At 54.6% G+C, this 13,729-nt stretch carries 9 protein-coding genes; all 9 read right to left on the bottom strand.

What is annotated here, in order from left to right; all coding sequences use genetic code 11:
• Positions 1-69: 69 nt before the first annotated feature.
• Entirely contained in the window at positions 70-3,216 is a 3,147-nt protein-coding gene (locus F556_RS0117710) for an S-layer homology domain-containing protein (protein WP_020618321.1), read from the bottom strand.
• A 258-nt stretch (positions 3,217-3,474) separates the two neighbouring features.
• Positions 3,475-5,694 (bottom strand): helix-turn-helix domain-containing protein, encoded by a 2,220-nt coding sequence (locus F556_RS0117705; RefSeq protein WP_020618320.1) that lies wholly within the window; start codon positions 5,692-5,694, stop codon positions 3,475-3,477.
• Between the two features lie 189 nt (positions 5,695-5,883).
• The gene (locus tag F556_RS0117700; protein WP_020618319.1) at positions 5,884-7,575 is read right to left on the bottom strand and encodes an extracellular solute-binding protein; all 1,692 of its coding nucleotides are present in this window, start codon (positions 7,573-7,575) and stop codon (positions 5,884-5,886) included.
• Between the two features lie 103 nt (positions 7,576-7,678).
• A complete protein-coding gene (locus F556_RS0117695; RefSeq protein ID WP_020618318.1) occupies positions 7,679-8,554 on the bottom strand; it encodes a carbohydrate ABC transporter permease in 876 nt (291 codons plus the stop codon).
• Between the two features lie 19 nt (positions 8,555-8,573).
• Positions 8,574-9,530, bottom strand: a complete 957-nt coding sequence (locus tag F556_RS0117690) for an ABC transporter permease (RefSeq protein ID WP_020618317.1) — start codon at positions 9,528-9,530, stop codon at positions 8,574-8,576.
• Positions 9,531-9,816: 286 nt separating this feature from the next.
• Positions 9,817-10,329: a hypothetical protein gene (locus F556_RS0117685; RefSeq protein WP_020618316.1), complete on the bottom strand. Its 513-nt coding sequence runs from the start codon at positions 10,327-10,329 to the stop codon at positions 9,817-9,819.
• 333 nt (positions 10,330-10,662) lie between these two features.
• Entirely contained in the window at positions 10,663-11,478 is an 816-nt protein-coding gene (locus F556_RS0117680) for a carbohydrate ABC transporter permease (protein WP_020618315.1), read from the bottom strand.
• A 54-nt stretch (positions 11,479-11,532) separates the two neighbouring features.
• Positions 11,533-12,405, bottom strand: a complete 873-nt coding sequence (locus F556_RS0117675) for a carbohydrate ABC transporter permease (protein ID WP_020618314.1) — start codon at positions 12,403-12,405, stop codon at positions 11,533-11,535.
• A 4-nt stretch (positions 12,406-12,409) separates the two neighbouring features.
• Positions 12,410-13,726, bottom strand: a complete 1,317-nt coding sequence (locus tag F556_RS0117670) for an ABC transporter substrate-binding protein (protein WP_020618313.1) — start codon at positions 13,724-13,726, stop codon at positions 12,410-12,412.
• Between the last annotated feature and the right edge of the window lie 3 nt (positions 13,727-13,729).

Below are 13,729 nucleotides of genomic sequence, written 5' to 3'. Positions count from 1 at the left end.
TTGGTCACCCATCACAAAAACAGCCCTGACTGCGCGAAGGCACAGTCAGGGCTGTCTATTAAGGAACGCTTAGTTATCAATCAGGTTGGTCGTTGTGAGCAGTCTTGCGACAAGTGCTGTCACTTCGGCGCGCGTCATGCCGGCTTTTGGATCAAGCAGGCTATGACCTTGCCCTTGGATAATACCAGCTTGAATCAGCTGAGCCACGTCCGCACGCGCCCAGGCAGCTACTGCTGCGCTATCGGCAAACCCTGCCAGTTGCGCTTCAATTGTCGCTCCGGATACTGCCGCGTTGGCATCAATCAGACGATGCGCACGGGCAATAATGGCGAAGCCTTGCTCCCGGGTCAACTGCTGTTGCCCGTAGAAGTTACCGTCATCAAAGCCGCGGATCAGATCAAACTCCTGACCAATCGATACCGGCTGGCGATACCAGGCCGAAGCCGTCACGTCCGGGAATTGATGAAGCGGGGCCTGCGGATTCATCAAGCCGAGGCCGGTGACAATAATCTCTGCGAATTCAGCGCGCGTTACTTGACGGTTCGGCGAAAACGTATTGTCGCCATTACCAATCAGATCGAGACGTGCCGCAATGTTATTCACATCGACTTGACCCCAATGCGTCCGCACATCGTCAAAATCCTGCGGATTCCAGATGACGGAGTACGAACCGTAGCTTCTCAGGTCATTAATCATCGCATAGTAGCGATTGTCGATACGGGTCACGACAGTCGGCACATGATAGATGCTGCCGTCAGGATACACAATAACGCCTGTTGTAATCCGGTTGGGATCGGTGCCTTCAGGCAAAGCAATATACTTGGCTGCATACCCATTGAGCAGCTCCGAGCGAACCGTCTGACCCTCATGGCTAAAGGTCATATCCAGATCTACAGGATCGACCAGCAGCTCATAGCCAGCTGTGGTAGCAGTGGCCCGGGCACTGGCAATTAGCTCATCCGAGGAGCGGGCAATATCAATCCGAACCGCAATATCCCCTGGCTCCGCTTGATTCAGCAGTCCAGAGACAGCGGACAGATCCAGTTGACCTACTGGCACAGGGTAGATGGCCAATGGGTTGGCAATTTCCAGACTAGCTCCCTGATCTGCCAGCTCTTGCAAGGTCTCTGCTGTCAGACCTTCCACCTGCAGATTTCCCGTGGATGGAGAATGGATGGACAGCTGCTGACCGTCCGCTTCCGACAGAATGGCGCCCAGCTTGTCCAGGTCTACCAGAGCCTTGGTCTGCCCGTCTGCTGCAGTACCTGTGGCAAAGCTGTCATTGTCACCATTGACACGCGTCACCAGCCCGCCTGTCTCCGGTTCCTCTCCAGTCACTGGGGGCTCTGGTGTAACGGGCGGGATGTAGACTCCGCCCCAACTGCTGCTAGGCGCTCTAGTTACTTTTAGCGTATATTCGGTTACATTCCCTTCGGCGTCGGTGACCTTCACCACGATGGTGTTCTCCCCGACGACCAGCGTCAGCTGATCGGTCACTTCGCCGGACTCGGCATCTTCCCACTCTCCGCCGTTGACGGAGATTTCAATGGAGCCTCCAAGATCAAGAGCTTCCAGATCCAGTGTGACATACGATACGTGATTGCCTACCGAAGCCGTGTAATCCGTAGAAGCACCAGTGAAAGCAGGCGATAGCGTAACTGGATTTCCTGATGGATCATGGACCCCCAGCCCGCTCAAGGAGGACAAGTCCACCGCCAGCTCCTTGGTCTCCGTGCGGGTCTCACCATCCTTCTCCGCTGTCACCTCAAAGGTGTACTCGCCTGCAGCCAGATCGTTCTCTGGCGTGAAGGACCAGTTGCCATCCTCATCGACATCCACGATGGTGGTCTCGACTGTGCGACCATCCGCATCCTTCACCACCACGGTAACCGTTGCTTCGCTGCTGCCTACAGTTCCGACAAGCTCAGGCTTGGCCACCTTAACGATAGCGCCTGCCGGCTCTGTGATCTGCAGCTCAACGTCGACGTGTACAAGCGCTGCCCGTGCATCCTGCAGGTCTGCCAGTGCGGCGTCGATCTCCGCCTGGGTCGCCGCTTCATTGGCTATTACCGCCTGGGCCGCGTCTAGCGCATCCTCGAAGGCCTTCCAGGTAGCTGGAACGTAATTCTCTGCCTCCAGCCCGTCAGCATCTTGAACCTCTGCATTCAGGTCGACCTTGCTGACCACATCAATGGTCTTGGCCGCCGTAATCACAACCGGCTCATCATCAGGCATGCCGCCGAATTCGATGATGTAGCCCAGCACACTTGTATTGTTGGGGGCAAAGTCATTCCATTGCCCTGCGGTAGCGCCAGTGCTATAGATATGGGCTACGTATTCGCCACCTCCATAGTTGTTGGGCTCTTGATTGGCCCAGTTGTTATACCGCTCCTCTACGGGACCTTTGTCCGGCAACTGGTTGTAGCCTTTGTAGAAGGCAAGACCCTGGCCCTCATCATCGCTTTGCAGACCTTCCGGTCCCGTGACCCAGCGCCAATCGCCGGTGTTCATGGGGCCCCCTGATGACCGCTGGATATCCATTGCGCCCAGCCAGCCGATACCCTCGGTTTTTTGACGGACGAAGTTGTTCTCGCCCTCAGATGTGATGGTCGCCAAATACCCCTGCAGGCCAAAATGGGTTCTCGCTGCCGCCTGTTCCCTGGCATCTGACCAAGTAATGGGACTACGGTTATTAATGTACTCGTAATAATGGCCATTAACCTCAAAAGGCAGTGCTGTACCCAATGTGAATTTAACCGTGCGATCGCCGAGCTCCTGGGAAGAGGTGGAGAAGACAATATGCTGAAGCGCTGTCTCATAGTCCTCTACTGAAGCATCGCCGCTCAGCGTCAAAATGCCATTGCCGGCATTAAAGCTGCCAGTAATGGTTGCTGCAAAATCCTCGGGCAATTCCAATGCCAATTGATCCCCGTTTACATAGCCAGCATCAATGAGAATCGTCGCGCCATCCAACGTCTGATAGCCGACCTGGTCCAGGATTTCTTCATCCAGAGCAAGATTGGCGTCGATGACGGTTGTTGCATTCGCGCTTCCTAGCGCATAGATTGTCGTGCCCGGGGATGTCATGATCGCTACGATCTCTTCAGCCGCCAAAACCCGTTGCGGTGCTAATACCCCTGACAAACCTCCAGTGACCAATGTGCCTGCGAGCACGACGCTCAATGGCTTTTTCAATAATAAGTAATACTTGTTCACGATTATTTAACCTCCAGTTTTAATTGATTAGTTCCAATGGTTAGAAGCATTCCTCCTTTCTGGACCTTGGCTTGCCCGCATATGCGTACGCCAAGCCCCGTTCAAACCTCCCACATTAATGTAGAGGAACCACCTCTACAATTTCTCAATTTTTCCTGCTTTGAACATCAAAAAGCCGCTCCCTACAAGCAAAAAATGCTTGGGAGAGCGGCTTGCCAAGGCGGCTATTTCCTGTCTATTGTTTTCCTTAGGTTGCCCCTATTGGGCCTGCTTGCGGTAGTCGCCCGGGGTGATGCCGACTGCCTTCTTGAAGGCCCGGTTGAAGGACACCGCATGCACGTAACCGACGGACAAGCCGATCTCTTGGATAGGCGTATCGCTCTGGGCCAGCGCCTGCTTGGCATGCTCGATCCGGATTCGGGTCACGTAATCGATGAACTTCTCACCGGTCGCCTGCTTGAACGCCCGGCTGAAGCTCGTTGGGTTCATACCGAACGCTTCGCTGATGCCGTTCAGCGACAGGGTATCATCGCCATAGTACTGCTCAATATAAGCGGTTGCCCGGGCAATCAGAGCGGAGTTGCCGTTCTGCTCCCGCCACTCCAGCATGCGTGCGAATACGTCGTCCAGCACTTGCTCCGTGCCGCGCAGCAATTCTTCGACCGTATCAAAGGTATCGATGCCTTCCTGAATCTTCGCCGCTTCCCGTGCACTCCAGTACTGGCCTTTGGCCTCCGACATGTCGGTCAGCTCCGTGCCCAGCTTGTGCAGCAGGTACTCGAACAAATGCACGATGTCCTTGCGGCTCATCTGGTGCTCGCGGATACTCTCGCCGATGGCGGCCAGCCCGTCGCGCCAGCTCGCCTTGCCGGTACGGAATGACTCCGTCAGCGCGTGCACCTCCGGGAACAGCTGGTAGTAACCGACGCCAGTCATGCGCCGGACACGCGAGGCATCCAGCCACTGATTACTGCCGATGGTCGGCTTGAAGCGAATGAGGTCAAGTGTGCTGTCGTACGACTGGTACGCCTCCTCCACCCGGTCGACCCGCATCCCCTGCGCAATCGTAACCGTGAAAGAGAGGTGGGCCTGCACCCAAGCCAGGCAGGCTTCATAAAAGCCCCGCAGCCGTGCCTCATCGTCGTGTCCATCCACAGCGATCAGCGCCGCCACCTGATTGTCCGATACCCACTCGGCCCATAGCGGCAGCCCGTGCTGATCCGCCAGCTCCTTGATGACGCTGGTCAGGGCGAACTTCAGCAGCAATTGGTCCTTGCGGGAATACTCCGCCTCGAAGCTGCGGAAGTGATCCATCTCCACAAGGAGGAAGCGCCAGCCCTGCGCATCTGTGCCCGTACCGAACCCTTTGTCCTGCAGAATCGGGCCCAGCTCCTCGCTTGTCATGGACGGCGAGCCCTCCAGCAGCTCCTCGAACAGCACTTTCTCCTTGTAAGTCAGGCTCTCCGCCAGCTGCCGGTGATGGGTCTGCGCATCCTCCAGCAGGGAATGCAGCGCGTTCTCGATGAATTTGAATTCGTCGTAGTTCCCGCGCAGCTCCATCGACTTGCGCATCGAATAGCTCTCAATCTGCGTGGCCAGCGCTTCGACCGGACGATAGCTGCGACGGATCAGGTAGATCAGCCAGGCAAAACCCGCGATAATGATGGCGATGCCGGTAATGATCCAGATGCGCGAGATGAGCTGCAGCGTGCCGAACAAATAATGCTCGTTGAGCCCGGAATACAGCGTCCAGCCCGTGATTCCGGAGGTCAGCGCAACGTCCGGCTTCAGCGGCTCCGCCTCCTGCGGCGTCAGATTGCCCATCAGCCACTGGCCCGCGGCGTCCTTCACATAGGCGAAGCTCAGATCGACCCGGCCGATCTCTGCGAACCGCTGCTGCAGCGCGCTGACATTAATATTGAGCACCAGCGACCCGCGCGGCTCTCCTGTGAGGGGATAGGGTCTTTTGGAGGATACGACCGCCCGGCTGTTGGCATCCGCGAAATCCTTGAACATGCGAAAGCCGGACCAGGCTATATCCTGCTCCCCTTGCTGGGCGAATTCCCGATCCGGGTACAGCTCCGCCTCAATCATGACCGCATCCGACAGCACATTATCGTCCGATTCCCGGTACACATAGACTGAATCTACGAAGCTGCTCGACCGCACAAACGTCTGGAGCTTCTGAATCAGGGCATAGTTCAGCGAGATGTCATTCTCGTAGAAGTCATTGAAGAACAGCTGGACCTCCTGCGAGAAAAAGATATCATCCAGAAACCGCTGGTTCAGCGCATACATCTCATTATCCAGCAGCTGCAGATTCTGGGTTGCAAACTGCTCGTTGGCCCGCTTGTTCTCCTTCTCCGCGATGCTGTTGAGCGAGAAGAAGAAGATGAACACCAAGATCGAAATCATAATAAAAAACAGGGGGAGATACGAAAACATCATATTCTTGATCCATTTGCCTTTGTTTCTCATGGTGCTCCCCCTGTTTGTAAAATTGTCCTGTGTTAAAAAAGTGCCGGAGAGGGACGGAATCGTTCTGGAGAAATGGAATGCTCGCCTTTGTCCCCGGATTTCCCCCTGTACAGGGGTTAGATCATCATGAAATCTGGGGACAACAGCGATCGGAAGAACGATCCGCCCCGCGCAGGCTTATTTTTAACTCTAAGGTCTAAAAAAGACGTCCTGGGCCAGGTCATACATGTCGTTCATGAGGAAGGCTGAGTCCTTGTTGTCTCTGTACCAGTCGGCATACCATTGGTCGATTTTCTCGCCGTTGGACTTGTTCCAGGCAGCCTTGGCATCACCAATGGCCTGCTCCACGGTGTAGCCGGTGCCGCCAATGATGGCGCGGGTCAGGATGTCCTCGACGGCCTTGAAGCCGTTCTGCTGGTTGATCTGCAGATCCTCCGGAATGAGCGGCATATGCTCGCTGGAGGTGATGGCCGGATTCGGACGGTCCTGGCTGACATAAGCTTCTACCGCATCGTAGCGGATGTCCTTGTATTCCAATTGCAGCGGCGTGGCATTGCTCTCGTTGTAATTCCACCAGTCGGCGCATTCATTGGTGAAGTCGGTGGAGAACATCATCATCAGATCCGCCTTGTAGCTCAGCTGCGCCTTCACTTCGTCGGTTTCGATCAGCTTCGGACAGCCGTTCTCAACGGTATGATGCTCGCCTTCAATGCCGTAGTCAAACACTTTCTTGGTCTCTGGATCAACCATGAAGTCCACGTACTCCATAATGGCCTGCGGGTTCTTCGCCATGACGTTCACTGCGGCGACCGATTGCACCGGGTTGTAGAGCACCGGGCTGAACTGTCCGAACTCGCTCTCTGGCAGGGCAATGACCTGGATTCTCGCATCCGGATTGTTCTGCTTGAGCGTCTCATAGGCTGGGAAATCACCAATTGAGGTGCCCCAGATGCCGAGCTTGCCGTTAATGAAGTCCTGCTTGGCCTTCTCACCCTTGCTGTCGGTCAGGAAGTCACGGTCAACCAAGCCGGCGTCGAACAGACGCTTCTTATACTCGGCCGCTGCCTGCACGCGATCCCAATCATGGATCAGCTCACCATTCGCGTCCGGGTACCACGGCTGCTTCTCGAACATCGTGAACACACTGCCGTGCATGTAATCCACAATCATGCCACTGATGTAACTGAGCGCCATGCCATAGGTGTCATCGGCACCATTGCCGTCCGGGTCCTGCTCCTTGAATGCTTTGGCAACTTCGAAGAGCTCTTCCGTCGTTTGTGGAACTTCAATATTAAGCGCTTCCAACCAGTCGGCGCGGATGAACAGAGCATGGTTCGGCTGCAGGCCGATGACCCTAGCGAACTCATACATTTTGCCGTCTTCCTTGGTCGTTACCTTGCGCAGAGCCGGATATTCCTCCAGCATCGCTTTATAGTTCGTGCTGTTCTCGATCAGTTCGTCAACCGGCATGATCAGCTGCTGATTGTACAGTTGGTTGCGGTAAGCTGTATCGTATTCCATAATCAAGTCCGGCGCGGACTTGGAGGCGAACATGACGTTGAATTTCTGCTGCGATTCCCAGCGCGGAACGCTGACGAAGCTCACATCGACCGGACCATTCTCGTTAATCCACTTGGTCCAGCGGTTATTATCCATTGTGCCTTCCTCTGCAGGCACCGTGCCGCGATCATAGACGGAGACGGTAATGCTGCCCCGCTCCTTTGGCTCTTCGGCCGCGGCATTGTCCGGTGTATTCGTGCCTGGCGTTGGTGTGGCCGGTTCATTATTTTGTCCGTTGGACGAGCAGGCAGCGAAGATTACACAGGCCATAATCCCTACGAGCAGAAGGGCCAGGCGAGATTTCCATTGTTTTGTAGTCATAGTCATCCTCCATCATCTTTAGTGTACAACACCCCTGAGCAAACTTCACGACAAACCGTCATTGATGCCGGGACATCCCTCCTACGCGAAATATCAAGTGGCGTTACCCTTTGATGGCGCCAATCATGACCCCTTTGACAAAATACTTCTGAATGAACGGATATACGATCAACATGGGCAGCAGAAGCACCATCACACCAGCCGATTTCACGCCCTCTGGCGGGAACTGATTCATCTCCTCAGGGGTTACGCTGGTGAATTCGAGCAGGACCGAAGAGCTGCGCACCATCTGCTGCACGAGTACGGTCAGATTGTACTTTTGCGTGTCGTTAATATAGATCAGCACCTGAAAAAACGAGTTCCACAGGTTCACGCCGTAGAACAAAGCAATCGTCGCCAGCATCGGCAGCGAGAGCGGCAGCACGACCTTGGTAATGAACGACCACTCGCCGCAGCCGTCGATCCGGGCCGCTTCCTCCATTTCTTCAGGGAGGTGTTCGAAGTAGTTTTTCATAATGAGCATGTTGAACGGACTGACCAGAGCAGGCAGCCACAGGGCCCAGTACGTGTTCACCAGTCCCAGCCAATCTACCAGCAGGTAGTGTGGAATGATGCCGCCGGTGAACAGCATGGTGAAGACGATGGCCAGCGTAATCGGCTTCTTCAGGTAAAAGCCCCTGCGGGACAGCGGATAAGCCGCCAGCAGCGTGAACAGCATGCACAGCACCACACCGACGACGGTCAGCACCACACTGTTGCGGAACGCCTGGAACACCGGACTGCCGCTCATAAGCGCCTCATACGAATTGAGATTGAAGTCAACCGGCCAGATGCCGACCTCCCCCGACATGACCGCCCGGTTGCCACTCAGCGAGACGGCCAGAATATTGAGTAGTGGCAGCAGGCAGGTTAACGCCGCAAGGGTCAGAATCGTGTAATTGAAGCGGTAGAACCATCGTTCGCCTCGGGATATTTGCATGGTTGTCAGACTCCTTTTGTTACCACAGGGATTGATTAAACCTTCTGGCGACACCGTTGGCCGCAATGACCAGGATGAGACCGATCACAGCCTCGAACATCCCCATGGCCGTAGTAATGCTGAACTGGGCGCCTTGCAAGCCCATCCGGTAGATATAGGTGGAGATGACCTCAGATATATTGGAGACGACCGGGTTCTGCAGCATGTAGACCTGATCGAAGCCCACCTCCATCACTCGCCCCATGCCGAGGATTAGCATCAGGACGATGACCGGGGTGATGCCCGGCAGCGTGATGTGCCAGATCTGCTTGAACTTGCCTGCACCATCCAGATTCGCTGCCTCATATAGATGCGGGTCAATGTTAGCTAGCGCTGCCAGGTAGATGATCGCGCCGAAGCCTGCTTCCTTCCAGACCCCTGAACCGAGGAAAATCGTCAGCCAGGATGCCTCGTTATACAGAAACGGGTACGTGCTGCCCGTTAGCCGCTCCCACAGCGCATTGACGGCGCCTGTCTCCTGCGAGAACAGCGTAATGACCATGCCTCCAACGATGACCCAGGAAAGAAAATGTGGTAGATACAGCAGCGTTTGCAAGGATTTGCGGAACCACAGCTTACGAACTTCATTGAACATAATCGCCAGCACGATAGGAAACGGGAAACCAACGACCATCGATAGCACACTGATCATGAGCGTATTGCGAATCGTCGTAATCGTAGCGGGGTCGGTAAACAGCATCTGGAAGTTCTTCAGTCCTGCCCACTCGCTCCCCCACACCCCGTGCAGGAAGTGATAGTCCTTGAAAGCGATGACAAGACCGCCCATGGGAACGTATTTGAAGAGAATGAAATAGACAGCGACGGGTGCAAACATGATTAACCACGGAATATTCTGCTTCAGCCTGCGCCGGTTCGGCGAGGATTGCGCGGGCGTGGCGGGTGGGCTTGTGCTTGATGCGGCGGGTGTGGCTTTCATGTGGGTATCAACTCCGATTCGGACCTAATTGATCCCCGGCAGCCTGAATGCTGCGGAAGGGACACCCTTATGGAACCACAGCCGGCAACACAGCGTCTATAAACAATACTTCCGGCTTAACCAAAGCGGACGAAAATCGGCGAAATCCCTAGTGGGGACTGGGTTTGGCGGGTTTTTGAAGAGAATTGTATAGCGGCAAGGATTGTATAGTGGGGGTGGTGCGGGGTGCCTTTTGTAGCGAGAGAAAAAGCTTTGCCGTGGTGGCAAAGCCTTCTTTTGCAATGGATTAAGATTCTAATTCTCGAAGCAGAAATAGCGTCTGAATGAGTCGTTCATATTTATGTTCATCCAATCCATAGATGGAAGACCGTATAACAAATTGCTCTCCATTATGTTTAAGCTGCAGCAGAACATGATGATCTTTATCATCCGTATACTCATACGATTTTTGGTTCATAAATTTCTCTTCAATTTGCTGTGTATTATTGGCACGAGCAAAGAATACATCGTTTCCATCGAGTAAATAGTTTTTTACATCATCCTCGTTGATTTGAGATACAAGCTCATTATCAATGATCAGGATGTCCCCAGTGTACGCTGCGTCGATCTCACGGTCGACAATCATCACGCCTTGATCATTCAAGCTCTCCACGAGCTCATTGTCATTGCCGAGATAGCCGATTTCATAAGTATTCACTTTCTCCAAATCTAACTCTACCCCGGGCTTCGAACATGCGGCTGCGATTACGACCACACACAGAAGGATACAAAATCGACTGTATCTCCCGATGCTTTTCATTCGTTCCCCCCTTAACTAGTTGAAGTTATTCCCAGTTTACTATAGTTGCCTCAGGTTTGTCCTTTCGCGGGCGGTGGGGAGGAGGCCAGCCTTGATGCGCCCCACTTCTAACGTTTGCCCCGAGAGAGTGTATTTATTGGTGAGCAACCGTGGGAATGGAGCGATAATAGGATCTCCAACCAGTAAGGGAAGTGAGCGGCCTTATATTGTTTTTTCAGCATGTTTTTACATTCTAAAGGAACTCAGCGCCGTTATTTAAGGAAAATGCCAGTAAAAACGTAGGTTTTAGCCTGCTGAATTGTAAAATGTTGCCCTTAGCACTCCCTGAGTGAGTTAACCCTTCAATGCCCCTGCCATAGCTCCCGAGATGAAGTAGCGCTGCAGGAAAACGAACAGCACGATCATCGAAATGGCGGTTGTCACGACGCCGGTTAGCAGCATCGGGTAATCCGTGACGTATTCGCCCCGGAACTGGAGCAGGGCCAGGGGTAGCGTCAGCTTGTCATTGCTGCTGAGGAGCAGCAGCGGGAAGAGCAGATCGTTCCAGACGATAACGAACAAAAAGGCTGAAACGGCTGCCAGGTAGGGAGCACACAACGGAACAGCAATTCGCGCCAGGAGCGTCCAATCGCCTGCGCCATCGATCTCGCCTGCCTCCAGGATCTCGCGGGGCAGTGTCTTCATGAAGCCGCTCAGCATGAACACGGAGAGCGGGAGCAGCACGGAGGCGCTGACGACGATCAGGCCAGTGAGCGAGTTACTCCAGCCGAGCTGCCGGATGAACGTGTAGATGGGAATCATGTTGACCTGCGAAGGCACCATGAGCCCTACAGCGAACAGGGCGAAGACAACGCCGCCCAGCCGCCGTCCGGAGCGCAGAATGCCATAGGCGATGCTGACCGCCAATCCCAGAACGAGCAGTACGGTCGAAACTGTGACGATCAGCGAGTTGGCGGCGTAGCGCAGCATCGGCTGGCCCGTGAACAGCTGCTTGAAGTTATGGAACGAGAAAGACTCCGGCAGCCCAAGCGGTGAGGCATAGAACTGGGCCGTGCTCTTCATGGACGTGAATAAGACGATTAGCAGCGGCGCTGCGATGAGGATGGCAAACGCGACAAGCAGCAGCTTGCCCAAGCCTTGAAGCCACATTGGTTTCACCTGCCTGAGTACGATTATGATTACGAAGTAATTCAGAAAAGCGAATTAATAAGATATTCTGTCGGTCCGCAGTGCCCGGAACTGCAGGAAGGTAATCAGCCCGATCAGGGCCAAGAAAAATACCGAAGCTGCCGCCGCCCGGCCAAAGGTATAATTCATAAACGCTGAGTTGTAAATATACGTAGACAAAATCTCAGTCGAATACGCCGGTCCGCCGCCAGTCATAGTGAAGACCAAGTCAAATGCCTTAAAAGATTGGATGGTCGTATAGGATACGACGATCGCAGCCGCAGGCGCCAGGAGCGGCCAGGTGACGCGCAAGAACAACTGCAGCCGGGTGGCGCCATCCAGACGGGCCGATTCCACCAACTCACGGGGGATCGACTGTAGTCCGGCTACGAACAGTATGACCATTTGTCCGATATGGGCCCAGGCCTGAACGGCTGCAATGGAGAAAATAGCAATCCGCGGATTGCCAAGCCAATTGCGGTTCCAAGACGACAAGCCCATCGCCTCCAGCACTCCGTTCAGCATCCCCAGCGTCGGATCGTAGACGAATGTCCAGATGAAGCCCACGGATACCGAGGACAGAATCGTCGGCACAAAGTAAAAGGCTCTCAGCGCCACATGCAACCGGCTCTGCTTGGTTAGCTGAAGCGCCAGCAGCAAGGAAATAACCGTCTGCGCCAAAACAACAGCAAGCATGAATTTGATGTTGTTGCCAAAGGCTTTGCGGAAGACCACATCCTCAGCAACCCTAGGATAGTTGTCCAGTCCAATCACCGTATAGGACGGCGACAAGCCGTCCCAATCGGTCAGGGAATAGTAAAAGCTCGTCACCGTCAGATAGACAAACAGTGCCAGGTAGAGCAGGAGGCCCGGCAGGAAGAACGGCAGCAGTCGCCAGAACCTGCGCATGGAGTTACTGGCCGATCTGCTGATCTACGATTACCTGCGCATCCGCTGCTGCCTGGGCAGGGTCGGTGCCCGCCAGTACGGACTGAATCGAGCTCAGGACCGCTCGCTGTACCTCAGCATTGGTAATCGTGAAGCGCGGTTGGAAAAGCGTGTTCTTGTTCGTCCATTCCTCAACTACCTGCAGTTCTTCGCTGGTGTATTCTACGCCATTCACCGTCACGTTCTGTCCGGTACCATTGGCATAGGCTGAAGCCACCTCGCTGCGGCTCAGATACGTCAGGAATGCCCGGGCCTCCTCCGGATGCTTGGTCTTGCTGTTGATGGCGAGCATGAATGTTGTCGTGTGAATCCCTTCATAGACTGCTTGGTCGGCAGGTACAGTGATAGGCGCCAGCAAGCCTTGAACGAGCTCAGGATTGTTATTTTTGTTACCTAGCAGCTGGTAGGATCCGGTAGCCAGCATGGCTGCTTTGCCCTGGGCAAACAAGGCGCCGGCGGCTTCGTTTTTGGTGCAGAGTGCGTCTTTTTGGAAGTATTCCAGGTCATTCAGCTGCTTGAATTGCTCCAGCGTTGTGACCCACCACTCGTCGGTCAGCTTCGCTTCGCCTGCCTCCAGCTTCACGAAGATCTCACCATCCGGCGCGTTGTTCATCACCATCGGATTCATGAACTGGCCTGGGCCGATATCCGCCCCCGGAAAAGCAATCGGGACAATCCCTGCCTGCTTGAGCTGCTCTGCGGCTGCCAGGAAGCCTTCCCAGTCACTCGGCACCTCAATGCCTTGCTCTTCAAACAGTGTGACATTGTAAATGGGGATGTTGTAGACCAGTTGATAAGGAAGCGCCAGCTGTTGGCCGTCCTTTTGGCCCGCTTCAATTAAGGACGGGTTAAACTGGGCTACGAATTCCTCATCGCTCAGATCAGTGAACAGACCTGCTCTGGCAATGGCCTCGAATTGCGTGCCAGGGAAGGAGGTGAACACATCGCCTACCGCGCCATCCAGCAGCTTGGCCTGCGCGATTGCCTGATATTGCTCTGACGGAAAAATCTGCGACTCGACCTTGATTCCGGGATGCTCCGCTTCAAAATCCTCGATAATGCCGTCCAATACTGCCGCATCCTCGCCCCGCCAGTGAATGAAGCTGATCGTTACCGGATTACTGCCGCTATTACTTACTTGCTGCTCACTTGGTGTATTGCCGCTGCCGGTCTCCGCTGCATTGTTGCCGCCTCCGCAAGCCGCGAGCACCCCTGTGCCCGCAATCATCAGTGACAGCAGCAGTCCTCGCCAAGGTTGGCGTTTGGTTGTTTGATATCCCATGGC

This window comes from Paenibacillus daejeonensis DSM 15491 (assembly GCF_000378385.1).
GTDB lineage: Bacteria > Bacillota > Bacilli > Paenibacillales > Paenibacillaceae > Paenibacillus_D > Paenibacillus_D daejeonensis.
Note: the sequence above shows the minus strand (reverse complement) of the source record. Positions and strands in the feature narration are given on the sequence as shown.